Source organism: Paenibacillus sp. SEL1 (assembly GCF_054602535.1).
In genome coordinates this window covers 5,338,611-5,364,807 of sequence record NZ_CM137723.1, presented here as the reverse complement: position 1 = coordinate 5,364,807, position 26,197 = coordinate 5,338,611, and the positions used below count along the sequence as shown (strand labels likewise).

Sequence of the window (26,197 nt, the reverse complement as noted above, 5' to 3'; positions counted from 1 at the left end):
TATGTTCGTTACAATTAGGGGGAGCAAGTATGAAATCAGATAAAATTTCAGAGGCTGTCGTACGGAGGTTACCCGTATATTTACGTTATCTGAATGCACTTCACAAACGGGAGGTGGCTACGGTCTCTTCTCAAGAGTTGGGACAGAGGCTAGATTTGAACCCGGCCCAAATCCGTAAGGATCTCGCCTATTTTGGAGATTTTGGTCGGAAGGGTATCGGTTATGATGTTTCTTATCTAATTGAGAAAATACGCCATATCCTGAAAATCGATCAGCAAATTAATGTAGTATTGGTCGGAGCGGGTAATCTGGGGCAAGCCCTTTCGAATTATAACGCTTATTTAAAAGACAATATGAAGATTGTAGCGGTATTTGATGCGTTTCCGGATAAGGTAGGGACCAAGATCAATACATTGGTCGTGCAACCGATGGATGAACTGGAAGCGACTGTGAGAGAAAAAAACATTCGAATCGGGATTATTACCGTACCTGATTTTGAAGCACAGCACGTGGCTGACAGGCTTATTGAGAGCGGAATTGGAGCGATCCTGAACTTTGCACCGACTACTCTCAAGGCACCGGCCAACATTCGGATTCATGCCACAGACTTTACAACTGATTTGCTTAGCCTCGCTTATTATTTGGAGGACGGAAAGGAAGAAACACAATATGACAGTGAATAAATGGATGATTAAAAACGGCTCTTTTGCCGTAAATGGACCAGAAGCTGGGGTAATCCATGGTTTTATGATTGTGGAAGATAGCCGCATTACTTACATTGGCGAGACTTTGCCTTCGGGTGAGGAAGAGACGGAAGCGATCGATGGTAAGGGGCTTTTGTTTTTACCTGGTCTGATTAATACTCATGGTCATGCGGCGATGTCTCTGCTGCGTGGGCATGGAGATGACTTGGCACTTCAAGTATGGCTTCAGGAAAAAATGTGGCCTATGGAAGCCAAGTTTACATCTACGGACGTGTACTGGGGTACGTCGTTGTCTGTGCTGGAAATGCTGAAAGGTGGAACAACGACCTTCCTGGACATGTACGATCATATGGATGAGGTGGCTCGTGTGGCTGAAGAGTCAGGTATTCGTGCAAGTCTGATGCGTGGAGCAATTGGACTATGTTCGGAGGAAGAACAGCGAATCAAGCTGGCTGAGGCCGTGACTTTTGCACGTAACTGGCATGGTAAAGCAGACGGGCGTATTACAACGATGATGTCACCGCATGCGCCATACACCTGTCCACCTGCGTTTATTGAAAAATTCGTACAAGCTGCGCATGATCTGGATTTGCCGCTGCATACGCACATGTCTGAGACGATCGCCGAAGTGGAGCAAAACGTACGTGACTACGGTTTGCGTCCAGTTGCACACTTGGATAAGCTTGGCTTTTTCTCCCGTCCTTCGCTTGTTGCGCATGGCGTTCATTTGAATGACGAAGAAATAGCTTTACTGGCTGAACGTGGTGTAGCGGTTTCGCACAACCCAGGTAGCAACTTGAAGCTGGCAAGTGGTGTGGCAAGAGTGCCTGAATTGCTGCGTGCAGGGGTTACCGTTTCTCTCGGAACGGATGGTCCTGCCAGTAATAATAACCTGGATATGTTCGAGGAAATGCGTCTGGCAGCACTTATTCACAAGGGTGTATCTGGTGACCCTACGGCAGTTCCTGCGAGTGAAGCGCTGCGTCTGGCAACAGAATACGGTGCAAAGTCAATTGGTTTAAAAGAAGTAGGAGCGTTGGCAGCAGGCAACAAGGCTGACTTTATCGCGCTGGATCTGAATCAGGCACATTTCTTGCCGCGTACAGATCTTATTTCCCATGCGGTATACTCAGCAAGCGCCAAAGACGTGGTTCACGTATGGGTAGACGGTCGTCAGGTTGTGAAAAACGGCGAATGCCTGACTATGGACGAGGAACGCATCAAACATGAGGCACAAGCCGCCTTTGAAGGGCTGCTGTCGCGCTAATTCAGGTGTCACATCCCCTTAGAGAGGAAGCACGGGTTTGAAAAATAAGAAAAAGTGGATAGCGGTCGCCATTTTGGCCGTAATACTGATCCTGGTCAGCATTTTCTGGTATTATTCCTATGTTACTCAAGACCAGGTGGCTGAGAAAAATGCCGCTATCATTAAGGCCAAGCAATCAGGTGGTCTAGTTAGCACGACTCAAACATGGAAGTCTGTGTGGGATCAGGTATATTGGGTGGTTCAAGGGAAAAATGCACAGAATGAAAATATAATGGTGTGGGTTCCTTTTCAAAAAGTGGAAGGACAACCTAACGTACCTGCCGCAGATAATAGCGGTGTTCACACCGAACTGCTGAAGAATGGAGTCGATGAGCAAAAAATGACGGCAATAATTCAGCAGCAGCTTCCAGGTGTAAAAATTGTAAGGCTTCAGCCGAGTGTGTTCAATGGCGAATATGTGTGGCAGTTGTTTTACGATGATGGAAGTCATCATTACTACAGCTTTTATCGTTTCTTAGATGGGGTAGCGACGGGTGTAAAATATACTTTGCCCAATAACTAGCTGGTTGAGGATTAGCAGATGTGGAATGAATGACTAGTAAATAATTGAAAGCTTAAGAAAAAGACGTAAATGCGATGAAATTCGTATTTACGTCTTTTAGTCTTGCTATGCCGTATAATGGGCTGAAAACCAGTGAAGCATCTTTACCTATCCATCTTCTCTCCTAGGGCAAATTCATCTTTATGGCGGACAGTACGGAGTGGAGGATTTGAATCTGGAGAAGCGGAGCGTTCGCCTTGCCGCCGGATTTTCTCCGTAAGAATATAATCGAGAAAAATCGGGTGGCAACAGCGATCGTAAGATCAAATCCTACGCTCAGCGTCTCGCCTCCACCTTAACCAAAGATTTTGCCTCATCACAACTCCTCCACACATTGCCTTCGATATTAGATATACGTTATGATATACTATATTTTATAAGTGATAGACAAAAATGATAGAAAAAAGAATTGCTGATCGCTGTAAGATCATGCAATTTGGTTGTTTGTTGACATTCGTCCCGTTTCTTCTGTGTTTTACATTTTGAGAGGAGGATGTTGTTTGAAATTGCGTGCAGTTCCTATCGTTGTGGCGGCAGTTTTGGCAGCTTTGCTGCTATTTGGGGGATGGTTCATTTACCGTCAGGTTACAATGCAAAGCCCTCTGGAAAAACTGGTTTCTCAATATCCAGGCGTGACAAGCGCTCAAATAGATATTAAACAGGATCAGGTTGTATTGAAACTAGATCTCAAACCGCAGGCGGATGTGGCCGGATTAGTCGATGTGGTTAAGCAAAAAGGACAAACCATCATTGGCAGCCGTACCATTAAGCTGGATATTGAAGATCGTTCCAATTCAGCACTAAATCAATGGTGGTCTGAGGCTATGTTTCCTGTAGCCGAAGCGATGGAAAATAAAAAGTATACTCAAATTTCATCTACAGTTGAGCAGATGAAAAAGAAAAAGACGGGTATCAAAGCTGATACCGACATGGATTCGAACAATGTCTATATCCGACTCAGCGAAGGTAAAGCGACCAAGTTTATCGTTTTGCCACGTCAATCTCAGCAAATGGGGGTATGGCCTAATGCCTAGATGGATCAAGGAAACATTAATCGGCATAGTGCCGGTGACTATTATATTTCTCGTTTTTATTGGGGTGAATATTATCCCTCTTCTAGTTGCTGGCGTGATGCTCAGCGGCTTGTTAATGCTCATGCATGCGCGTGGCGGCTTGGCCGTAGGTGCTGGGCAAGAACGTAAACGCAAAAAAAATGGTCCGGACAAGCTGACTTTTGAGGAAATCGGTGGGCAGGAAAGCGCTAAACAGGAGTTGCGTGAGGCCCTGGACTTTTTGAATCGACATGATGAAATTTCCAAGTTTGGTATCCGTCCATTAAAAGGTGTTCTGCTCACAGGTCCTCCGGGAACAGGGAAAACACTGATGGCGAAAGCAGCCGCACACTATACTAATTCTGTATTTGTTGCAGCCTCAGGTAGTGAATTTGTTGAAATGTACGTTGGTGTTGGCGCGGGTCGTGTCCGTGAGTTGTTTCGGGAGGCACGTACTCGTGCAGCCAAGGAAAAGAAGGAAAATGCGATTATTTTTATTGACGAGATCGACGTAATTGGTGGTAAACGTGAGGGTGGACAGCAACGAGAATATGATCAGACTTTGAATCAGTTGCTGACAGAAATGGATGGCATTTATTCGGCAGATACACCGCGGATTTTGATCATTGCAGCAACAAACCGTAAAGAAATGCTGGACAGCGCTTTAACGCGTCCAGGGCGTTTTGACCGTCATATTCAAGTGGATTTGCCTGACAAGAAGGGCCGTCTTCATATTCTTAAAATTCATGCCAAAAACAAACCGATTCAGGAAGATGCGAATCTGGACAAAATTGCTGAGGAATCTTACGGGTTTTCCGGCGCACAGCTGGAGAGCGTGATGAATGAAGCGGCAATCTATGCGATGAGACAGGATCACAAAATGATTGCGCAGAAGCATCTGTCGATGGCAATTGACAAAGTAATGATGGGTGAAAAGACAGACCGAGAATCGACGTTGGAAGAGAAAAAACGTGTAGCGATTCATGAACTAGGACATGCTATTATGGCCGAAATTGTTCGTCCCGGTAGCGTAAGCCAGGTAGCACTTAGCCCACGTGGAAAAGCGCTTGGCTATGTGCGCCACAATCCACAGCAAGAGCATTATTTATACACCAAGCAGTTCCTGGAGGAGCAGATCATGATCTCACTCGCAGGGGCTACGGCGGAAGAAATGTACTATGGCGGTCGCAGTACCGGCTCAAGTAATGATTTTGAGCAGGCGCTGAATATCGTCCATACGATGATGACTTCCGGTTTGACTTCACTTGGCATTATTAACATGGAAATGGTAACCAAAGAAGAACTTATGCGGGAAAATGGCGAGATTATGGCTGACCTGCATACCCGAACTTTGGAGTTGCTGGAAAAGCATCGTCCTGTGTTCGACAACTCACTTGACATCCTGATGAAGGAAGAAACTCTGTCTGGAGATCAATTTAGATGTCAATTTAGTGAAAATGCTTTATTACCAGCATAATTTTTTATGCTGGTTATTTTTTTTTACTTTTAGTCCGTGCTAAGATATTATTATCTATTGGGACATAAACATGTATTTTTCGACAAAGAAGGATACAATATATGAGAGTGACCAGGAAAGGGTGGAGTAAAGAATCATGCAATTTAAAAAAATCGGCGTCATCGGCGGCGGCACCATGGGACAGGGGATTTCTGAAATGCTCGCGTCCAAAGGAATCGATGTGCTGCTGGTAGAGCAGACACCAGAGAAACTAGACTACGCCTACAATATGATTGAAACGAGTCTGGACAAACAACTGGAAAAGTGGGCAATTACTCAAGCTGAGAAAAAATTGATCTTATCCCGTATTCAAAAAGTAATCCATTTGGCGGAGCTCGGCAGCTGCGATATGGTCATTGAGACTATTACAGAGAATCTGGACGAGAAGAAAGCAGTGTTCCAAGAGCTAGACTATGTGTGTCCAAGCAATATTATTCTTGCAAGTAATACATCCACGCTGAGCCTGACCGAGCTTGCTAGCTCGACCAAGTATCCTGAGCGTGTTATTGGTATGCACTTTATTTATCCAGTATCCCGTATTGATCTTGTAGAAATTATTCGTGGTTTGAAAACTTCGGACGATACATTTGAACACACTAAAATGTTCGTGGAAGAAATAGTGGAGAAAAAAGGAGTCATGATTTATGAATCTCCTGGATTCGTAACAAGCCGGATTATCTGTCTGCTGATTAACGAAGCGGCCCATGTACTTCAAGAGGGCGTGGCTTCCGCTGAAGATATCGATGACGCTATGCGAATCGGCTATAGCTTCCAAAGCGGTCCTTTGGAAATGGCTGACCGCTTTGGTCTAGATTCCGTTTTGGCTGCTCTGGAGCGTATGTTCCGTGAATTCGGCGAATTGAAATATCGTCCGTCCATCGTACTGAAGAAAATGGTGCGTGCAGGTAATCTGGGCGTGAAATCGGGCGAAGGCTTCTTTAAGTACGACAAGGATGGTGACCGGATATGAAAATTCTCGTAATCAATGCAGGGAGTTCTTCCCTGAAATACCAATTGTATGATATGACGGACGAGTCCGTTCTGGCAAAAGGATTGGTAGAGCGCATCGGTATGGATTCCTCCATTCTTACGCATAAGCCAACCAATAAAGAAGAATACACCGAAGTTAGCGAAATTTTGGAACATACTACAGCCATCCGTAAAGTGCTAAACGCACTCACAGATGCTGAACATGGTGTAATCTCCAGTACTAGTGAAATTCAGGCTGTGGGCCACCGTGTGGTTCATGGAGGCGAAATCTTCAAACAGTCTGCAGTTGTAACGCCTGAAGCGAAGAGTGAAATCCGCCGCTTGTTTGACCTGGCACCACTGCATAACCCTGCTTCCATGATGGGGATTAAAGCGGCTGAATTGAATATGCCAGATGTACCGCAGGTTGTGGTATTTGATACCTCGTTCCATCAAACCATGCCTGAAAAAGCTTATATGTACGCCATTCCAAGAGTGTTGTACAATAAGTATAAGGTTCGTCGTTACGGTGCCCATGGCACTTCCCATGATTTTGTAAGTAAGGAAGCCGCCAAATTCCTTGGTCGTCCTTTGGAAGACCTGAAGATTATCACTTGTCATATCGGTAATGGTGGTAGTGTAACAGCAGTTCAAGGCGGTTTGTCTGTTGATACTTCCATGGGTATGACTCCACTGGAAGGTCTTATGATGGGTACTCGTAGTGGTGATTTGGACCCAGCAATCGTACCTTATGTCATGAACAAAGAAGAATTGACTGTCAATGAAGTCAATTCCATGCTGAACAAGCATAGTGGACTTTTAGCTATTTCCGGTATCAGCAGTGACATGCGTGAAATCACAGAAGGTATGGAAAAAGGCGAAGCTAATTCTACATTGGCATTCGAAATGTATGAATACCGTCTGCGCAAATACATTGGATCGTATGCTGCCGCAATGAACGGGGTAGACGTAATTGCATTTACAGCAGGTGTAGGCGAGAACTCCATCGTTCTGCGTAAGAGAGTGTTGGAGCAATTGACATTCCTCGGTATCGAGCTGGATGAATCGTTGAATGCTATTCGTTCTGGCGAGCCTCGCCGGATTACAACTGCAAATTCAAAGGTTGAAGTACTGATCATTCCAACGAACGAAGAACTGGTTATTGCCCGTGACACGTTCCGTCTGGTTCAGTAGTTCGGTTCGAAAGTATAAACTTTATGCATGCGGACTTACGTTTGAGTTCCGCATGCACCAAACAGCGAGAGCAAACAGCCTGACCCAGGGGGAAGGGCTGTTTGATTTTCGGTTAAGAGGAGAGAGACGGTCATGACGAATAAAAGTACGATTGCCCAAGTGGGCCGCCATGTAGGGGAAACGGTTACAATCGGCGCTTGGGTAAACAATAAACGATCTAGTGGTAAAATTCAGTTCCTGCAACTGCGCGATGGTAGCGGGTATATTCAAGGGGTTATCGTGAAAAGCGAAGTGTCGGAGGATATTTGGAATGACGCCAAATCCTTGACTCAAGAGAGCTCCCTTTACGTTACTGGAGTGGTGCGTGAAGAACCGCGTAGCCAATCGGGCTTTGAATTAACGGTTACAGGCATTGAAATTATTCATTTGACCGAAAACTACCCGATTACACCCAAAGAGCATGGTGTAGATTTCCTGATGGATCATCGTCACTTGTGGCTGCGTTCCGCCAAGCAACGTGCTGTTCTGATCGTACGGGCGGAAATTATCCGTGCGGTACAGGAATTCTTTAACGGCAACGGCTTTACGAAGGTGGACCCACCCATTTTGACTCCTTCCTCTGCAGAAGGCACAACAGAATTGTTCCACATTAAATATTTTGATGAAGATGCGTATTTGACACAAAGCGGGCAGTTGTATATGGAAGCCGCGGCAATGGCGCTGGGCAAAGTATATTCCTTTGGTCCAACTTTCCGTGCGGAAAAGTCTAAAACACGTCGTCACCTGATTGAGTTCTGGATGATCGAGCCTGAGATGGCTTTTGTGGATCATGAAGAATCCTTGCGCGTTCAGGAGCAGTTTGTAAGTCATATCGTGCAATCTGTTCTGAAAAATTGTGCGAAGGAGCTTGAAACAATCGGACGCGATGTTTCGAAGTTGGAGCAAATTCAAGGCGAATTCCCACGTATTACGTATGATGAGGCGATTGCCTTCCTTCAAGGTGAAGGTTTCGATATCCCATGGGGAGAAGACTTTGGTGCTCCTCATGAAACGGCGATTGCTGAAAGATATAACATGCCTGTGTTCATTACACATTGGCCGACTCACATTAAGGCATTCTATATGAAACCAGACCCGACCCGTCCAGAGGTTGTTTTGTGTGCCGATATGATCGCTCCTGAAGGCTACGGCGAAATTATCGGGGGTTCCCAACGGATTGATGATCCAGCATTGATGGAAGAACGTTTTAACGAGCATAACTTGGCTCGTGAAGCCTACCAATGGTATATGGATCTACGCACCTATGGTACCGTTCCGCATTCCGGCTTTGGACTGGGCCTGGAGCGTACAGTAGCATGGATTTGTGGGCTCGATCATGTACGTGAAACGATTCCGTTCCCACGTATGCTGTATCGTTTGTATCCGTAACCGATGACCGGATCATTCGACAAGACATCAGCGGCAGAATGGGCGGAGGGAGTAGCCTTTGCTATGGAAGCCGGAATGGTCCAGATTCCCTACGCCCTGCTCAAGCATTATCGGACACTTCGGCTGACGGATGGTGAAATGCTGCTACTGATGCAGTTGCTTGCCTTTAAACAAGCGGAACGTAATGAATTTCCGACATGGGAACAATTGCAGTCACGTATCGGATGCACTGCGAACGAAATCGCACTCTATTTCAGTAAGCTCATGAAAGAAGGATTTTTGAGAATCGATTCCGTGGAAGACCGCACCTCATCCGTACAATTCGAACGTTACAATTTGACGGGGCTGTACCGTAAGTTGGCAGAATGTATGATCGCTGAGCGTAATGAGCAGCACGATGAAGATGACATTTTGTTTGCCGGAAAGCCGGATTTACTGAATGGAATATCAGAATCCCCGCTTACAGAAGAACGAAATTTGTTCACGATTTTTGAGAAAGAATTCGGGCGCCCATTGTCACCGATGGAATACGAGACGATCACCAGCTGGGTGGATCAGGATCGGTATCCCGAGGAGCTGATTTTGCTGGCTTTGAAGGAAGCGGTATTTGCAGGGAAAGTACATTTCCGGTATATAGACCGTATTTTGCTGGAGTGGAGCCGAAACCGTGTTCGTAATGCACAGGATGCCAAAGAATACGCCCAGCGATTCCGTGGTGGTGGACGCAATTGATATATCGGTCTAAATAGGCTTTAATGATAGAGGACATACCATTCCGTCAGGAGGGTGTGTCCTTTTTTAAATATTTTTTTTCGAAATATGCAGGGGAAGGAAATTTCCTGGCGTCTATAGTATTGGGAAGGGGGAGAGCGTCATTGATATAGAGAGAATCATTGAACGAATACGGTCCGGTGACCGGCAGGCGTTCCGTGAGATCGTAGAGCTGTACAGCAAGCATGTATTTCATATCGCCTATTCGGTACTGCATGACAGCAAGGAAGCCGAAGATGCCGCGCAGGAGGCGTTCGTTCAGGTGTACAAGTCTCTCCCCCAGTACCGGAACGAAGGATTTAAAACGTGGCTGAGCCGAATTGCGCTCCACAAAGCGCTGGATATTAAGCGCAAACAGGACAGACGACCCGCAGAGCTTATAGACGTGGCACAATCCCTTGTACAGCTCCCTTCCCGGGATGAGGATGTGCTGGCCCGTCTCATCCGCGAGGAGCAAACTGTAGAACTATCGCAAAAAATTGCCCAGTTGCCCCAGCAACATCGGGATATTATTCAAGCCTATTATATGCAGGGCAAAACTTACGATCAAATTGCAGAAGAGACACAGGTAGCTTTAAAAACAGTAGAGTCGAGACTCTATCGGGCGCGGCTATGGATTCGAAATCACTGGAAGGAGGAGGAATGGCAATGACTGACCAACAGGATAAACCGTGGATTGAAGGGAAATCGAATGACTGGCATGCTTACATTGCAGGAACTTGCACGATAGAAGAATCTGCCCGGCTGGAAAAGATACTGCTGGAAGACGAACAGGCGCTGATGTTATATCTTGTTGCAGTGGAGCAACTGGAGTCAACTTTAAAAGATTATTCTGCCTGGATGGATACGGAGCGCTTCACAGATCAGGTAATGGCCGTTCTTCCTGAGATAGAAGCTGAACCGAGTCAAGTTATGTTCAAAAAACGCCGCTGGTTTGAAAAACCTGTGTTTCATTATGTTGTCGCCGCAAGCCTAACGTTGATCTTGTTGTCCAGTGGAGCCTTTGACAAAATGATGCCGCAAACAGACGGAAAGCCGATTCCTCCAAAAGAACGCGTTTCTTACAGTGAAGAGGTCATGCGAGCTACAACAACCTGGCTCGATAAATTAAAGCCCTAAATCATCGGATAAAGGCTGAGATGAAAAAACTCAAAAATAACAACCTTCAATTGGGAACTTTATCAAAATCCCATAAATAGAAAGGAAGTGTAGCGATGCCTTATACGGAAAGAAGCAAGCTCTTGGCATTTCTATTGAACATCATTCCCGGTGTGGGACACTATTACTGGACACGAAAAGCCAATGTGTTTGTATACACCATTTTGTTTTTCGGATGTTTGGCAGGAGGATTATTTCTTGCATTCGTAGTAAGAGACGAATCGCCTTTATTATTCGGTATGTTTGTTGCCGCCCTTTTTTGGGGACTCAGCATGCTGCATATCATGATTAGCTTGTTGCGTTATGATCCTCGTGTAGTCGCTGCTCAATCCCCCCCTCATGCAGGGCCCAATCCATATGATTTTTACTCGCAAAATGGACCTTATGGACAGGCTGGTTTAACTGGGGAGGTACCGGAGGGGGCAACACACGCAGATACGGATGTACCGGGAGCAGGAATGGGATATGGCCCGGGCTATAATAACCATTATCAACAAGGACACTATGGTCTGGCAGGATCACCTGCTTTTCAAAGAGGATCGGAGAATGAACGCTTTTTTACGATTTTGCTGTCGTTCATTCCTGGATTGGGACACCTTCATTTGGGGCTAATGCAGCGTGGTTTGTCTTTTTTACTGTCCTTCTTTGGCTTTGGTGCGATTCTTATCTTTATTACTAGCATTACTAACGAATCCGGATTTTTGGCCTTTGCGGGCGTGTTGCCGATTATTTGGCTGTATTGCATGTTTGATGCGGTGCAGCATGTACATCGCAAACAAGCTGGAGAAATTCTTCAGGACCGGACTTTGTTTGAGGAACTGGAGCATGGAAGAATCGAGGGACGCCGAAGTAAAATGCTGGCTACCATTTTATCGGTATTTCCCGGTGCCGGACATATGTATATAGGTTTGCAAAAGCGTGGACTCCAACTCATGCTTTTGTTTTTAGGAGGCATCTATGTACTGGACGTGCTGCATCTTTCACTCTTTTTATTTCTGCTTCCGGTGGTCTGGTTTTACAGTTTTTTTGATGCATTGCAGCAAGTAAGCCGTTATGGACGGGAGCCGCTGATCGACAAACCTGTGATCGGTATGTTTGCACAATATCACCGCTGGGTAGGCTTGGGGTTACTATTGCTGGGCGCCTATTACATCTTAATCAACGTACTAGTTCCTACTCTGGATCGTCTGTTTCCAAACAGAGAGATTTATAATTTGGTTGACATGTATCTACGGACGATTATCGTATCCTTATTGTTGATCGGCGGTGGTATTTGGATGATGATTGGGAATTCCAAATCTAAACGAGTAAAGGAGAAGCAATAGAATGGATACTGAATTTTCAAAGAGTGAGGCTCCCTTAAAGGGAGTCCATCATCCTCATAGCGATGGAGGAGGTGCCACAGGTATATTGGGTACATCATCTAACAAAAATAGCTCCTCTAAAGCGTCAAACACTCCGGCAGGGGTGTGGAAAGTTGGAAGGCTGTCAATGGGACTTTTCCTTGTCCTGCTGGGGGGCGTAACGTTTGCCTCCAAGTTTTGGGGAGCGGGCATTCTGGACCAGGCGTTAACCTGGTGGCCTGTCGTTTTTGTTTTGCTGGGATTGGAAATTTTAATGTATACTGCTTGGAAAGGGACGCGTGAGCGCATTCGTTATGATTTATTCAGTATGTTTATTACGGCGGTATTGGTTTTTTGCTGTATCGGATTTGCCTTGGTCAGTTCATTGGGGATCACTCCGCAAGTCAGAGAAATAATGAGTTCGGTTCAGGAAACAAGGGTTCTCCCAGACTGGCATGAAAAACTGCCTGCCGAAGTGACCAAGGTGATTGTACAGGGAGAAGATCCTTATGCGGTCAAAATTGACGCAACCACCTCACCGGAGGTGCATGTGTTCGGAAGTTATGTATACACAGGTAAAGAGGATGAAATAAAAGGACAAGATTTATACCAGACCAAGCAAATCGGCGATACATTGTATGTATTACTGGGTCAAATTCCGACACGTTTTATGCAGACTCAGCAGCAGCTTGATGTTACGATTGCTGTACCTGAGGGAATTACGGTTACTGTGCGCGATAGCCGAGGAAATATCATTGAAAAATAGGGAGATCTTCCGGGCTCAACTTTACATTTCGTATCATTCACGCGATACTGAAAGGGAAGCCTGAGATGTCATCCATGTTGCTAGCTAATGGTGTATTTGCTTATCAGGCGAAACTTGATGATGTGCAGTCGAATAGCGATTGTGATCGGAAATGAGGGAGAAAAATGATTTCATTGAATCCTGATACGCTTACAGGGCGTGAAAATTATAAGCTGTTGACCGGAAGTATCATCCCAAGGCCGGTAGCCTTTGTAACGACTTTGAGCAGCGAAGGGGTGCTGAATGGTGCGCCGTTCAGTTATTTTTCCATCGTAGCCTCTGAACCGCCACTGCTGTCTGTATCCGTACAACGTGTCGATGGAGTATCCAAAGATACAGCACGTAATGCGATGGAGCATAAGGCATTTGTCGTACATATCACAGACGAGGACAATGTAGGAGCGGTGAATGTGACGGCTTCCCGTCTGTTGCCGCAGGAGAGTGAGGTTGCACTGGCAGGCCTTACCCCAGTCAAAAGTATAAAAATCGAAGTTCCCGGTGTGGCAGAAGCGAAAATACGCATGGAATGTATTCTGGAACAAGTTATACCGTTGGGAGGCAAGGAGGACTCACCTGCCTGTGATCTGTTAATCGGACGCGTAGTGCAGTATCATTTGTCCGAGGAAGCATACCAAAATACGTATGTGATTGCTAAGGAGTTGCGTCCAGTAAGTCGGTTGGCTGGGAACAACTATGCGAAGCTAGGAGAGCAATTCACGCTGGAGCGTCCCCAATAGGGGGCGTTTTTTTACAGCATGCCTAAGATTTTATGTGGCTAGTAGAATAGAATACCCTAATTATAAAAAAGAGAACGTTCCTGTGCTATCGCTTAGGCTCCGTTCTCGATATTCAATGACCACTTTTACAAATAATGATAATCATCTTTGATATTTATGAGTTTATTTACTTCAAAGTTTTCAGGAGCAGGGAGCGATAGGTCGTTTCAAACAAAAATTCAAACGCCTCCAAATGCTTTTTAGCCTCAAATACATCACGGCCCCACGCATAAATGCCGTGGTTACGCAATAAAATTCCAGGCACCTGATCATTCAGCACACCGGGCACCAGCTTGGCAATCGAGGCAATATCTGCGTAATTAGGCAGCACAGGAATATCAATCGCAGCATTTTCGTCCCAAATGTTAAAAGCCTTGATTAGCTCAATACCTTGGATAGGTACAGCGCCTTGCTCACCGTAATATTCGGAAATCAGATTATTAAACACGGTATGGACATGAAAAACGGCTCCGCAGCCTGTCAGGCGGTAAATTTCGCAATGAATAAGCGTCTCTGCGCTTGGCTTGAGGTTTGTCGCTTCTGCCGCTTTTCCGTACTGGTCTACGAACAGAAAATCTTCCGGAGTACGCTTGGTTTTATCCTTGCCGCTAGCGGTGACTGCAAAATAAAATTGTTCGGGATGAAAGTCACCGATTCGGATCGACAAATTGCCGCTCGTGCCTGGGAACCAGTTGCGAGATGCGAATAGTTCTTTGACATCAGCGAGTTCTTCCAGTGCGCGGCGTTTTTCTTCCAATGAAATGTCTGCCAAGTTAAAACTCATTTACAGCACCCCTTGCTCCTGTTTTTGCTTTAAATCCTCGATAATGTCATCAAATGTTTCAAAGGGTACATGTGGTACGCCAAGCTCTTGACACTTTAAAGTCAGATGCGAACGGGAGTACACAAGATCGGCAATTTTAGCTCCTTCAAAATCGGTCAGGCTGTCGCCGATCAAAATCCGTTCGTATTGTCCGGAAGGATATTGACGAATCACAGTCGTTTTACACATGCCACAATCATTTGTACACGGTTTCTCACATGGATGCGGCCACGTAATCTGGATGCGCTCCCCGGAAAAATCTGCTCCGTTGCAATAGACGTGTTCGTGTGGAATGTCAAAGGGTTTTAGCAGTGGATCAATAAAAAAATCAATGCCGCCACTGGTGACGAAAAATTGAATCTGCTGCTCTCGTACATAGTCCAAAAAGCGTGCAAAGCCCTCGCGTATACCAGCTTGTCCAAGTACATATGAGATAATTTCGTCCTTTTGCTCCGAAGGCATCAGGGCAAACATCGCACCTACGCCTTCACGAATGGATGTATGCCCATTTACGATCTGATGCATGATGGGCTCACAGCCTGTAGGCTGAAAATGCTTCATAATGGCGACAATATTGTCGCTGTTCGTAATTGTCCCGTCAAAATCGCAAAAAATGACGGGCTTCTTTGCTATGTTCATTGTTCGCCTCCCCATGTGTTGAGCGCAGATTGCAGCTCGGGGTGAGTACGGGCGTATTCTGCCAGCGGGACATTCTTTTGTACCGCTTCAATCGCCTGCACAAAGGCGCGCCCACCAGCTTCTGTACCCAGCGGATGACCGTGAATCCCGCCCCCAGCGTTGACCACGACGTCGGTACCAAAGTCACGTACAATGAGCGGCACGAGGCCCGGGTGAATCCCTGCGGAAGGGACAGGCATGCTGGCCTTCAGCGGTAGATCAGGGTTGATCAGCTCATCGCGGATTGCCATGTTTTCGTCACGCGGCATCGTCACTGAGCCATAGGGAGAAGGGAAGAGGACGAGGTCAGCGCCAGCCAGCCGCATAAGCTGACCGAGCAGGACGGACGCCGATATACCATAATGTGGCGATGGATAAACAGCACCCGCTAACGAAGGATGGGCTGCAATCGGCACCGAGACGGCGGGATCGCTGCTAAGTTCATGCAGCACATCGTAACCGTAGGCCAACACGTTAAACAGTAACGCGTTGGCACCCGCATCAATGGCCTTGAGAGCTTGTGTCTTAAGCTGCGAGGTCGGTCCAGTTAAATTAGCGGCATACAGCAGCTTTTTACCGGTTTCACGCTCAGCCGCTTCGGCGGCTTTGATGCAGGCTTCGACACGTTTTTCAATCGGCGTCAGCGCGTTTTCAAATAAGATCTCGTCGTCCTTGATCAGATCAACACCACCGAGAGCCTGCCGGGTAAACTGTTCACGAAGTTCGTCCAAATTGAGGCCAATTATAGATTTGAAAATGCTCATGAGCAGGGGGCGATCATACACGCCAAGCTGTTGGCGCAAGCCGCTGATACCGAATTTCGGTCCTGGAAAAGCAGAGCGGAATGCTTCCGAGAAACCCAGCTTCGTTAACTTAATTCGGCCGTCCATCGAAATTTTGCCGAAGACCGTGACCAGCAGAGCGGGAATGTCTCGGCTGAAGTTGACATCCGGGTAAGCAATGGTCAGGTCCGCGTACCGTTCACCGGGACCTCCATCGTGAATATCCACAGAATGAACCGAGCCAAGATGCTTTTGCATCGCGTCCCGTTTGGCTTGCGGGAGCTCAGTCCAGCTGCCCACCGTCATGCCGATGGCAATAGATTTGGCCTTTTGGTTAAAATCGGCTTTGTCATCGTATACCCGGTAGGTCGCCAAGCAATAGCTCATTCAATTCCCTCCTTGAGTACAGCTCCCATCTCGCGGGATCGTTCAGCGCACCGCTGCACCGCCGCAATCACCGTTTCGTAGAAGTCACCTTTGTCCAGCATTTCCAATGCAGCTACCGTAGAGCCATTAGGGGACATAATTTTGTGGCGAAGGGCAGAAGGCTCCTCTCCGGTTTGCTGCACCATACGTGCCGCTCCAAGCGCGGTTTGCACCGTTAGTTCGTGCGCTTGCTCAGGGGTCAAGCCACCACGGATTCCTCCGGCAATCATGGCTTCCATCAGGTAGTAGACATACGCAGGGCCGCTTCCAGATATCCCGGTCAAAACATCCATTTTCTCTTCTTCTATAACCGTTACCGTACCTACAGATTCGAACATTGTAAGCACGTTTTTACGCTGGTTTTCGCTGATCTCCTTGGAAAAGCTAATACCTGTGGCTCCCAGCCCAATTGAGCTGGATGTATTGGGCATCGTCCGTGCGATCGGCTGCTTGCGACCCAGCAACGTTTGCATCGTACGAATAGACAATCCGGCGATTACCGAAATGATCAGCTGCTCATCAGACAGAAGTGGGCCGAGCTGTCCAAGTGCTTGTGCAGCATCCTTGGGCTTCATGGCAAGCACAATGACCGGAGAACGACGCAGAAGCTCGGTTTTGGCGGCATCCTCGGTTTGGAACAAGACTCCATATTGCTTTTGAAGTTCCTCAAGACGAGCCTGATTACTGCGGTTGATGACGGTAATACCACTAGGTTTGACAACAGAACGAGCCGTCATTCCGCGAATAATAGCCTCTGCCATTGATCCTGCCCCGAAAAATGTAATTTGCTCATTAATTAAAACCTTTGTTTGTGATTCACACATAGATTCATAACCTCCAAGGATACAGATTGTTTTAAGTTATTATTCCCTGATTTGTCCAGTACCGTACACGCGATATTTGGTTGAAGTCAAGGCAGGCAATCCCATTGGACCGCGGGCATGTAATTTTTGTGTGCTGATTCCGATCTCGGCACCAAACCCAAATTCGAAGCCATCCGTGAAGCGAGTGGATGCATTGTGGTACACGGCTGCCGCGTCCACTTCTTGCAGAAAACGCTCGACATGGGCTTTGTCCTCGGTGACAATACACTCTGAATGCATCGTACCGTAACGGGCAATATGCTCCAGTACTTCGTCCAGATTGTCCACGACCTTTACGTTCATAATGTAATCATTATACTCGGTGCCGTAATCCTCTTCTGTAGCAGGAACAGCCCAAGGAGCCAATTCTCGTGTGCGTGCACAGCCGCGTAGCTCAACCCCCGCATCACGAAAGCGTTCTGCCAATCCTGTTAAATGTGCTTTTGCATAATCCGAGTGTACGAGCAATGTTTCCATCGAGTTACACACGGACGGTCTTTGTACCTTGGCATTCAGTGTAATCGCTTCGGCCATTGCGGTATCCGCTGTAGCGTCCAAAAAGGTATGGCATACACCAGCTCCGGTTTCGATGACAGGTACGGTAGCGTTCTGAACAACATTTTGAATGAGTGAACGCCCGCCGCGTGGAATAATCACATCCAGCAAGCCGTTCAAGGTGAGCATTTCGTTGACCGAGGCACGGTCTGAATCTTCAATAAGTTGAAGCGCCTCGCGTGGCACAGCTGTTGCGTCTAGTGCCTGCTGGAGTACTTCGATAATCTTGCGGTTGGAGAAGAGGGCGGCCGAACCACCGCGTAGCACAACCGGATTGCCTGTTTTCAAGCACAGGCCCGCGGCATCCACGGTTACATTTGGACGCGCTTCATATATGATGCCGATGACACCCAGCGGTACACGTATCTTCTCAATTCGCAGGCCGTTTGGACGTTCAATTTGCTCAAGGGTGTCGCCGACCGGGTCAGGCAGTGCCACAATTTGGCGTAATCCTTCGGCAATAGCTCCGATTCGGTCCTCGGTCAGCTTGAGGCGGTCGAGCAGTGATTCCGATGTTCCCTGTTCCCGTCCACGTTTCAGGTCATTATGGTTTGCTGCAATCAGCTCTTCAGTATGATTTACTAGAGCTTCAGCCATAGCAAGCAATGCTTTGTTTTTCTGTGCTGTAGTCAGGCGGTTCATGACCCCGGCACTTTTTTTAGCAAGATTCGCTTTGGTTCGTACTTCGCTAAACTGATTCTCCTCGGTTGCAGCTGTGTTAGTCGTTAAATCACTCATGTTACGGCCTCCCTACATACATAATGTAATCCATTCATCCCTGTGGATCACCTCAAGCCGGTGAATGGGACCAATTTTGCCCACAACCTCGCCGCTGGGTAATCCTTGTACATTTCGGAGCTGTTCATCGTCATAATTGACGATGCCGCGTCCTAACACTTTATTTTCCGGTCCGAGCACCTCAACGACATCTCCGGCATGAAAGCTGCCCTCGACACGTCGTACGCCAACCGGAAGTAGACTGTGTCCTCCGTGAACCAACGCTTCCTCAGCCCCTTCATCTACATGCACCGCACCCAGAGGGGTGGACATAAATCCAAGCCACTGTTTTTTCATCGGAAGTGAAGAGAGGTGGGTGTCAAAATAAGTTCCCGGTCCGTGTCCTTCGACGGCTGCGTCTAGATCACCATTCGCGCTTACGCGTCCCACATATACAGGTACACCGCCGCGTGTAGCGACTTTGGCAGCTTCGATCTTGGATCGCATGCCGCCAGTACCTACAGATGATCCAGAACCTCCAGCTAATGCATAAATCTCCTCTGTAATTTCTTCGATACGTTCAAAACGTACGGCATTCGGATGCTTGCGCGGATCTGCCGTATATACTCCATCGGTGTCCGTAATGATAATCAGATGCTGAGCTTTGACCAGATTGGCAACCAGCGCGGACAGCATATCGTTATCGCCGAATTTCAATTCGTCAATCGATACAGTATCATTTTCGTTAAAGATCGGGATAACCTGCTGGCGCAGCAATTCTTCTACGGTCATTCCGGCATTATTCATCCGTTTGCGGCTCAAAAAGTCACTACGGGTTAGCAGAACCTGCGCGATCACTAGGTCAAAATCTTTAAAAGCCTGCTCATAGGCCTGCATGAGAAGAGCTTGGCCAACAGCCGCTGCCGCCTGCTTTTCATGCAATAGCTTAGGGCGAAACGGGTATCCAATCTCCCTGAATCCGGCGGCTACTGCGCCTGATGTAACCAGCAGCACTTCATGACCTTTTGCACGAAGCAAGCTGATTTCCCGGGCAAAATATGCGATGGCTTCCCGATTCAAGCCACCTTCCACTCCAGTCAGAGAGCTGCTTCCGATTTTAATGACGATTCGTGTTGACAAGACGTCCACTTCCTTAATTTTACTCTTTTTAATGCAAAAAAACTTCCATCCTTTGTATGCAAAGGACGAAAGTTTGTGCTTCCGCGGTACCACCTTCATTGATGATTCATGATCATCCCACTTGAAACCTGTTAACGGCAGGGACCGCCTGATTGCGCAGGGCGCTCGGGGATAGGAGTTGGGAGAGAGTCCAGGTAAATTCTTGCAGCCTATCGGAATTTACTCTCTGAACAGGACCGAGTCTCTCTTAATAGTCCCTTCAACGCGCTAAATGATATTGGATACAGAATACCACGAAAAGACCAGGTTTGGCAAAGAAGTTGTAGCTGGAAAATACGGCTTAACCAAACAGGTTTAGCTTGCCAATTCGATCAGCCGCCTCGGTCAGTCGAGTTTCTGAGCTCAGTAGCCCCGCTCGCACATATCCTTCGCCGCCGCTCCCGAAGCCGATCCCTGGAGCGACAGCCACCTTGGCTTCCCGCAACAGCAGATCGGCAAAAGAAGCCGAAGTATAGCCCTGCGGCACAGGCAGCCAACTGAAAAAGGAGCCGCTTGGGCGCGTCGCCTTCCAGCCTATTTGCCCAAGTGCATCATAAAAAGCGTTACGGCGTGATTCATAGCGGGCTACCAGCTCGCCTACGCAGATCTGCGAGGCCGTCAGGGCTGTCGCCGCTGCTGCCTGAATGCCGCCAAACAAGCTTACATAAATATGATCCTGTAACAGATTAATCATCGAGATGATTTCGGCATTACCGAGCGCGAAACCAACACGCCAGCCCGCCATATTGTACGTTTTGGACAAGGTATAGAACTCAATTCCCACGTCTTTAGCACCCTCTGCCTGGAGGAAGCTCACCGGACGTTCGCCATCAAATCCAATAGCGCCATAGGCGAAATCACTGGCAACCACAATACCGTTACGTTGCGCGAATTCAACCGTATCCTCGTAAAAAGAAAGTGGGGCCGTTGCCGAGGTTGGATTATTCGGATAGTTAAGGAACATTAACTTGGCGCGGCGGCGTTCTTCCTCGGAAATGGCTTCATAATCGGGCAGAAAACGGTTCTCCTCCTTTAATGGGAGAAAAGACATTTCCGCTTTAGCCAAGGCTACGCCAGACCAGTAGTCCGGGTAGCCGGGATCAGGGACGAGACACACATCGCCGGGATTGAGTAAGACTTGCGGCAGCTGAACCAAACCCGTTTTTCCGCCAAACAGGATGGCGACCTCGGTTTCAGGGTTGAGCGTCACACCGTAATCCTCCTGATAGCGCTGGGCAACGGCTTCCTTGAGAAAGCTGTAACCGCGAAATGGCGAATATTTATGATACAGCGGGTTATCCGCTGATTCCTGCAAAGCTTTTACAATATGAGAAGGAGTGGGGGTGTCCGGGTTCCCTTGTCCGAGATTAATGACATCATGTCCCGCCGCAATTTCACGGTTTACATTTTGTACAAGTGTGGCAAAAAATTGAGTAGGTAACTGTTTCATGACGTCAGCGGAGGGAATAGAAAAATGAGTCATCAATACACACGACCTTTTGGAATAGTTTAAGAAATAATCTATCACGATTTTACCGAGTTGTATAGGAGGAATTAAGCTTGCATAGTTGCGTAATCCAGACTGATCGGGCTATGATGGGGGAAAATACCGGATAATGGGTCGCGGGAAGCTCCGGCTCACAAGGAGGATGAAGGATTTTGACGTATCAGGAAGCTCAGCCGTTCAGTGTTGCACTCATACAAGCTCATATAGAGATAGGAAATCCCCCGGAAAACCGCAGTCATATCCGAGCTTTAATGGAACAAGCGATGAAAACCGAACTAAAGCCGGATCTGATTGTCCTGCCGGAAATGTGGAATACGGGCTATGCCTTGGATCGCATTCATGAGCTGGCGGATAAGGAAGGGACGGAGACTCGGGCATGGATAGCAGCGTTCGCAGCCACCCATCAAGTGAACGTAGTAGCTGGGTCAATCGCAGAGAAAAAAAGCGACGGTCATGTGTATAATACGATGCTCGTTTTTGACCGCACAGGCAGAGAGGTTGCTTCGTATTCCAAAATTCATCTATTCCGACTTATGGATGAAGAAAAATATTTGCAGCCTGGCGAAGAAAAGGTTTTATTCGCACTGGATGGCGGTATTCAGGCAGGTGCGTCAATCTGCTATGATATCCGTTTTCCTGAACTAGCCCGAAGTTTGGCCTTGTCGGGCGCAAATTTGCTGATCGTACCCGCGGAATGGCCTCATCCCCGGCTTCATCACTGGCGTACCTTGCTGACCGCACGTGCTATAGAAAATCAAATGTATGTCATTGCTTGTAACCGGGTAGGTCGCAGCGGAGATACTGATTTCTTCGGGCATTCGCTTATTATTGATCCGTGGGGAGAAATCATTGCCGAGGGTGGAGAGCAGGAGGAGATTCTCACAGGAACAATTGAGTCTGTCTTGGTGCAGGACGTGCGTGGTCGTATTCCGGTGTTTGAAGATCGGCGTCCCTCACTGTATGACCGATAATCAGTGTAGAAAGGAATACTCCATGCTTAAGGAACGCATTGAATTTTTGTGTAAAAAGAAAAACTTGTCCCGTAAAGAGCTGGTAGACGGGCTGGTGACACCCGCACATTTTGCGAATATACTGGCTGACCGATACCCGTTGGCAGAGGATCTGGCCGAGCAAATTGCTGGGCGTTTAGGTGTAAACCCATCCTACCTCTTGCGTGCAGCGGCAGAGGATGAGGAGACGCTGGCTACAGCGGATAAGATTTTCACAGAGCTGTCCAAGCTGGCTAATCCTGCCACGGAAAGCTATGTGGATCAGCTGGAGGATCGCAACGATTCGCTTGTGGTGGAAATGACGACTTATTTGATGAAGGCCGTATATTACCAGCAATTAAATGACCCAACGGCCTATGAATATTTACATCAGACAAAATTAAGCTTCAGTTTAAGCTGAGTGTAACGAAAAACAACGGCGATACATTTAATGTAACCACGCAAAAGGATGTTTTTTCTTCCCAACTATCCAAACTGCAGCAGGGAAGTATTATAGAGGTCATTTATTCACCTCAAGATCCTTCAAAATTAGTCTTTAAAACACAAGTGAGTGAAGCGTGAGGTACAGCAAGCATTTGGTTCTTCTCGATAATAAAAAAGTTTTCCGATACCTGTTTCAGATACAGCCCATAGGTGTATTATAATAGTATCCCGACACCAGGAGGTTGATAACGATGGATAACCAAAGTAGATCCGAACTGGCGAATAGGGATGGCCTGTCACGGCCGAGAGGCTTAAATAGACAGGTTGTCGGAAACAATTATGAAATGGGCTATGATCAGGATAAAAGTCCACCAGATTTAGGGAGACCCTGATCACAAAAAGGCGAGGACAGGCACTTTGGGATCACACAGCACATTGGAACTGAGGTAGGACACTCTTGGGAGACCAAGGCTAGAGACCTTAAGGAAAGAAGTGATGCGGGATGGATAAAGTGGAGTTTCCGAGCAAGCGTAAAGTAATCAGGCGAGGCTGACATGAAATTCAAATGAACATGAAATGTGGTTCGTTGAAGACAGATGGAAGCAACATCGCAACAGTGTAATCGAACCGGTAAAGTAAATGAAGTATTGAAAGTATAGGGGTGAAGCCCCGGGACCGCCTTCTTCTCTGGCTTTGGCTAGGGAGGAAGACGGTCCTTTTCACATTCGAAGCTACTTTTGAGAAAGTTGCTCGACCGTTTCTCGGAAGGTATCAATAAAGGCTTCGGCAGCTTTAGACAAATAACGTCCGTTTCGGTAAGCAATGGCCAGGGTACGGCTAGGGGTAGGTTCGGCGAGTGGCAATAATGCTGGAACAAACTCGCTGCTGGCGGCCCGGGCGATAAAACGGGGGACGAGTGTCACTCCCATACCTGTCGCTACGAGCGATTGGAGCGTCTCCATATTAGTGCTCTCAAACACCACATTAGGTTCAAAGCCCGCTTGATGACACAAATCCATCGTCAGCTTGCGAAAGCCTTGCCCTTTTTTCAGTACGACAAAAGGCTCATCTTTCAGTTCTTCCATATGCACAGGCTGCGAATGGCCTCCGTTTTTACGCAGGGCTAGGGGGTGACCTGGAGGAACGGCAAGATCAATCCACTCTTCACCGATGGGCACATAGGAAAGTGTAGGTTCAACTAATGGAAGAGATAGCAGGCTGAGATCTGTATCCCCACTGGCAGTTTTTTTCTCTAGATTCATGGATGAATCCTCGACTAACACGATTTCAATGTCCGGATGAGCCTTCTTGAATACAGGCAGCACATGCGGCAGCAAATGAGAACCTGTGATAGGCATACTGCCAACCACAACCTTCCCTTTTCGCAGTTGAGAAATGTCGTCCATTTCCTGCCGGAGCTGCTCGACTGCATCGACTATTTTTTTTGCCTTTTCTACAAAGCTTGCTCCTGCATGTGTTAATTCCACCGTGCTGGTGTTGCGTTGAAATAAAAGTACCCCAAGTTCTTTTTCCAGTTTGGATAATTGTTGGCTCAAAGAGGGCTGAGCAATATGCAGTTTTTCTGCTGCGCGTGAGAAGTTTTTTTCCGCTGCAATTTGCAGGGTGTACTGAAGCTGTCTGAATTCCATCGAATTTTGCGCCCCTTGTCTTATAAGCTTTACCTATTACATCATAGACTGATTATACAATAATAAAATGAAATTCCCAATCTTAACAAATCTCATGTGTCACAAGTTTTATATAGATGAAGCGTTTTTATACAAATAGAGTCTTTTAATACAGATAAGCAATTCATTTAACATTCTCCTGATAAAACGTGATTAATCTTAGTTCTGGTTGTACAAAAAAGTGTCTGGGAGGAAAATGAATGCTAAAATGTTGGGGGATACATACGAAAAAATCGGTGGCTGCACTCGTAGCGACTATGATGCTAGCCGTAAGCGGTGGGACGGCGATGGCAGTCGAAAAGGACACGTCGATTAAAAACGTAATTATTTTGATTCCAGACGGTATGGCTAATGACGCCACTGCACTGGCTAGATGGTACAAAGGCTCCTCCTTAACGTTAGACAGCATGGCAAGCGGCATGGTGCGTACGCATTCTGCGGATGCTCCAATTGCCGATTCTGCTCCAGCGGGTACTGCTTTTGCCACAGGACATAAATCTCATACTGGGTATGTAGGTGTCCTTCCTGATGAAGCGACAATGCCTGGACAACAACCCATTGCAGCGGGTGACGCCAAAAAGCCTGTAGCTTCCATTCTTGAGGCTTCCAAGCTGGCAGGAAAATCGACCGGAATTATTGCGACTTCCGAGATTATGCATGCGACACCAGCTGATTTTACCGCCCATTATCCTGATCGTAAAAATTATGATGCACTCAGCATGCAGCAAGCCTACAACGGGGTTGACGTAGTGTTAGGTGGAGGCGGCAAGTTTTTGGAGGCAGCAGGGCGTAAAGATGGCCAAGATTTGGTAGCCCAAATTAAAGACCAGGGTTATGACTTTGTCACGACACCTGAAGGGTTGAAAAAATCGACCTCCAGCAAGCTCTGGGGCAGCTTTTCTCCCGAAGCCCTTGCGTATAACCTGGATCGCGATGCATCCAAGGAACCTAGTCTGGCGGAAATGACATCGAAAGCAATTGATGTGTTGTCCAAAAACGATAAAGGCTTCTTCTTAATGGTAGAAGGCAGTAAAGTGGATTGGGCCGCCCATGCAAATGATCCAACCGGAATTATCAGTGACGTGCTTTCATTTGACGATGCAGTGAAAGTTGCTGTGGATTACGCCAAACAAAACCAAAATACAGTCGTCGTAGCAGTGACAGACCACGGAAATGGTGGATTGACGATTGGTAGCAGCGATACAACTAGCAATTATGATAAAACACCTTTAGCTTCTTTTATAGACCCGCTGAAAAAAGCGAAGCTGACGGGTGAAGGCTTGGAAGCCAAGCTGAATGCAGATCGCAGCAATATTAAAGAGGTGCTTTCCACATATTTTGGCATCACCGATTTGACAGACGAAGAAGTAAAAACCATTAAAGATGCAAAAGAAGGCAGCATGAACTATGCTGTCGGACCGATCATTAGCAAACGTGCGAATATTGGCTGGACTACAGGCGGACATACAGGAGGCGATGTCGTGTTGTACACGTATGCGCCGAACGGAGACCGTCCAACCGGTGTAATCGACAATACAGATGTCAATAAATATATGACACGTGTGCTTGGACTGGATTTGGATACGGTCAGCAAGCAGCTTTTTGTTCCTGCAAAAGCCGCTTTTGAAGCTAAAGGAGCCAAGTTTACTGTGGACACGAAAGTCATTACAGTGACCCAAGGCAGTAACAAGCTGGAGCTTCCAGTATACAAAAATATAGCTACGCTGAATGGTAAAAATACCACGCTCAACGGTGTAGTTGTATTTAACGGCGTTGATTATTTTGTACCCCAGCAGGCGATTGATTTGATTCAGTAGTAAGCAGAACCATCGACAAGGGCTGTTTCTTCCTTTAGAGGAAGAGACAGCTTTTTTGTGTGTTGATATAAATGTGTATTTTTTGGGGCAGAAGTTGGAGGCGGTTTTTATAAGATGGGATTTTTTGTGAAACTAATCACGTTAC

26 protein-coding genes are annotated in these 26,197 nt (G+C 47.0%); 18 read left to right on the top strand and 8 right to left on the bottom strand.

From position 1 onward, the window contains the following. The first annotated feature begins 29 nt into the window (after positions 1–29). From ACYCSE_RS24535 to ACYCSE_RS24470, 14 genes are all read left to right on the top strand, one after another. Positions 30–683 carry a redox-sensing transcriptional repressor Rex gene (locus ACYCSE_RS24535; protein ID WP_023989135.1) on the top strand — a complete coding sequence of 218 codons (654 nt, stop codon included), beginning with the start codon at positions 30–32 and terminating at the stop codon, positions 681–683. Next, positions 670–1,971 (top strand): amidohydrolase, encoded by a 1,302-nt coding sequence (locus ACYCSE_RS24530; RefSeq protein WP_069289812.1) that lies wholly within the window; start codon positions 670–672, stop codon positions 1,969–1,971. Before ACYCSE_RS24535 ends, ACYCSE_RS24530 begins: the two co-directional genes overlap by 14 nt. 37 nt (positions 1,972–2,008) lie before the next feature. Continuing rightward, positions 2,009–2,533 (top strand): cell wall elongation regulator TseB-like domain-containing protein, encoded by a 525-nt coding sequence (locus ACYCSE_RS24525; protein ID WP_440722632.1) that lies wholly within the window; start codon positions 2,009–2,011, stop codon positions 2,531–2,533. A gap of 539 nt (positions 2,534–3,072) precedes the next feature. Continuing rightward, on the top strand, positions 3,073–3,606 hold the full coding sequence (locus tag ACYCSE_RS24520) for a hypothetical protein (RefSeq protein ID WP_061829183.1): 534 nt from the start codon (positions 3,073–3,075) through the stop codon (positions 3,604–3,606). Continuing rightward, the gene (locus ACYCSE_RS24515) at positions 3,599–5,101 is read left to right on the top strand and encodes an AAA family ATPase (RefSeq protein ID WP_459700404.1); all 1,503 of its coding nucleotides are present in this window, start codon (positions 3,599–3,601) and stop codon (positions 5,099–5,101) included. The genes ACYCSE_RS24520 and ACYCSE_RS24515 overlap by 8 nt, the downstream gene beginning before the upstream one ends. Positions 5,102–5,237: 136 nt before the next feature. Beyond that, a complete protein-coding gene (locus tag ACYCSE_RS24510; protein WP_069289809.1) occupies positions 5,238–6,110 on the top strand; it encodes a 3-hydroxyacyl-CoA dehydrogenase family protein in 873 nt (290 codons plus the stop codon). After that, positions 6,107–7,303, top strand: a complete 1,197-nt coding sequence (locus ACYCSE_RS24505) for an acetate/propionate family kinase (protein ID WP_013310675.1) — start codon at positions 6,107–6,109, stop codon at positions 7,301–7,303. Before ACYCSE_RS24510 ends, ACYCSE_RS24505 begins: the two co-directional genes overlap by 4 nt. A gap of 132 nt (positions 7,304–7,435) precedes the next feature. Then, positions 7,436–8,731 (top strand): asparagine--tRNA ligase, encoded by a 1,296-nt coding sequence (asnS, locus tag ACYCSE_RS24500; protein ID WP_459700401.1) that lies wholly within the window; start codon positions 7,436–7,438, stop codon positions 8,729–8,731. Positions 8,732–8,734: 3 nt separating this feature from the next. Further along, positions 8,735–9,463 carry a DnaD domain protein gene (locus ACYCSE_RS24495; RefSeq protein WP_446674709.1) on the top strand — a complete coding sequence of 243 codons (729 nt, stop codon included), beginning with the start codon at positions 8,735–8,737 and terminating at the stop codon, positions 9,461–9,463. A gap of 70 nt (positions 9,464–9,533) precedes the next feature. After that, positions 9,534–10,154 (top strand): RNA polymerase sigma factor, encoded by a 621-nt coding sequence (locus tag ACYCSE_RS24490; protein ID WP_155729679.1) that lies wholly within the window; start codon positions 9,534–9,536, stop codon positions 10,152–10,154. Next, complete coding sequence (locus ACYCSE_RS24485; RefSeq protein ID WP_459700399.1) at positions 10,151–10,621, top strand: hypothetical protein; 471 nt, start codon at positions 10,151–10,153, stop codon at positions 10,619–10,621. Before ACYCSE_RS24490 ends, ACYCSE_RS24485 begins: the two co-directional genes overlap by 4 nt. A 95-nt stretch (positions 10,622–10,716) precedes the next feature. Further along, positions 10,717–11,985 carry a multi-tm2 domain protein gene (locus ACYCSE_RS24480; RefSeq protein WP_459700397.1) on the top strand — a complete coding sequence of 423 codons (1,269 nt, stop codon included), beginning with the start codon at positions 10,717–10,719 and terminating at the stop codon, positions 11,983–11,985. 1 nt (position 11,986) lies between these two features. After that, positions 11,987–12,769, top strand: coding sequence for a hypothetical protein (locus ACYCSE_RS24475; protein ID WP_069289805.1), 783 nt, complete (start codon positions 11,987–11,989; stop codon positions 12,767–12,769). Between the two features lie 164 nt (positions 12,770–12,933). Then, positions 12,934–13,545, top strand: coding sequence for a flavin reductase family protein (locus ACYCSE_RS24470; RefSeq protein WP_069289804.1), 612 nt, complete (start codon positions 12,934–12,936; stop codon positions 13,543–13,545). 166 nt (positions 13,546–13,711) lie between these two features. Here the strand turns inward: ACYCSE_RS24470 and ACYCSE_RS24465 are convergent, their stop codons facing one another. From ACYCSE_RS24465 to ACYCSE_RS24435, 7 genes are all read right to left on the bottom strand, one after another. Continuing rightward, positions 13,712–14,368, bottom strand: a complete 657-nt coding sequence (locus ACYCSE_RS24465) for a methylthioribulose 1-phosphate dehydratase (protein WP_254325424.1) — start codon at positions 14,366–14,368, stop codon at positions 13,712–13,714. Continuing rightward, entirely contained in the window at positions 14,369–15,046 is a 678-nt protein-coding gene (locus tag ACYCSE_RS24460) for a 2-hydroxy-3-keto-5-methylthiopentenyl-1-phosphate phosphatase (RefSeq protein WP_459700393.1), read from the bottom strand. It abuts the gene before it with no gap. Continuing rightward, on the bottom strand, positions 15,043–16,254 hold the full coding sequence (locus ACYCSE_RS24455) for a 2,3-diketo-5-methylthiopentyl-1-phosphate enolase (protein WP_459700391.1): 1,212 nt from the start codon (positions 16,252–16,254) through the stop codon (positions 15,043–15,045). The genes ACYCSE_RS24460 and ACYCSE_RS24455 overlap by 4 nt, the downstream gene beginning before the upstream one ends. After that, the gene (proC, locus tag ACYCSE_RS24450; RefSeq protein ID WP_028540660.1) at positions 16,251–17,117 is read right to left on the bottom strand and encodes a pyrroline-5-carboxylate reductase; all 867 of its coding nucleotides are present in this window, start codon (positions 17,115–17,117) and stop codon (positions 16,251–16,253) included. Before proC ends, ACYCSE_RS24455 begins: the two co-directional genes overlap by 4 nt. A gap of 39 nt (positions 17,118–17,156) precedes the next feature. Beyond that, on the bottom strand, positions 17,157–18,449 hold the full coding sequence (locus ACYCSE_RS24445; RefSeq protein ID WP_459700389.1) for a glutamate-5-semialdehyde dehydrogenase: 1,293 nt from the start codon (positions 18,447–18,449) through the stop codon (positions 17,157–17,159). Between the two features lie 12 nt (positions 18,450–18,461). Beyond that, a complete protein-coding gene (gene proB, locus ACYCSE_RS24440) occupies positions 18,462–19,667 on the bottom strand; it encodes a glutamate 5-kinase (protein WP_069289799.1) in 1,206 nt (401 codons plus the stop codon). 241 nt (positions 19,668–19,908) lie between these two features. Continuing rightward, positions 19,909–21,090: a pyridoxal phosphate-dependent aminotransferase gene (locus tag ACYCSE_RS24435; RefSeq protein ID WP_322171495.1), complete on the bottom strand. Its 1,182-nt coding sequence runs from the start codon at positions 21,088–21,090 to the stop codon at positions 19,909–19,911. Positions 21,091–21,266: 176 nt separating this feature from the next. On the opposite strand from ACYCSE_RS24435, the gene ACYCSE_RS24430 reads away from it, so the two are divergent. From ACYCSE_RS24430 to ACYCSE_RS24420, 3 genes are all read left to right on the top strand, one after another. After that, a complete protein-coding gene (locus tag ACYCSE_RS24430) occupies positions 21,267–22,085 on the top strand; it encodes a carbon-nitrogen family hydrolase (RefSeq protein WP_069289797.1) in 819 nt (272 codons plus the stop codon). Positions 22,086–22,107: 22 nt separating this feature from the next. Next, complete coding sequence (locus ACYCSE_RS24425) at positions 22,108–22,524, top strand: helix-turn-helix domain-containing protein (RefSeq protein ID WP_322159827.1); 417 nt, start codon at positions 22,108–22,110, stop codon at positions 22,522–22,524. A gap of 274 nt (positions 22,525–22,798) precedes the next feature. Continuing rightward, positions 22,799–22,939 carry a hypothetical protein gene (locus ACYCSE_RS24420; protein ID WP_023989112.1) on the top strand — a complete coding sequence of 47 codons (141 nt, stop codon included), beginning with the start codon at positions 22,799–22,801 and terminating at the stop codon, positions 22,937–22,939. Between the two features lie 339 nt (positions 22,940–23,278). On the opposite strand, the gene ACYCSE_RS24415 is transcribed toward ACYCSE_RS24420, so the two are convergent. Next, on the bottom strand, positions 23,279–24,196 hold the full coding sequence (locus tag ACYCSE_RS24415; RefSeq protein WP_061831778.1) for a LysR family transcriptional regulator: 918 nt from the start codon (positions 24,194–24,196) through the stop codon (positions 23,279–23,281). A gap of 239 nt (positions 24,197–24,435) precedes the next feature. Here ACYCSE_RS24415 and ACYCSE_RS24410 point away from each other — a divergent pair, with 239 nt between their 5' ends. After that, the gene (locus tag ACYCSE_RS24410) at positions 24,436–26,052 is read left to right on the top strand and encodes an alkaline phosphatase (protein ID WP_459700385.1); all 1,617 of its coding nucleotides are present in this window, start codon (positions 24,436–24,438) and stop codon (positions 26,050–26,052) included. Positions 26,053–26,197: the final 145 nt, after the last annotated feature.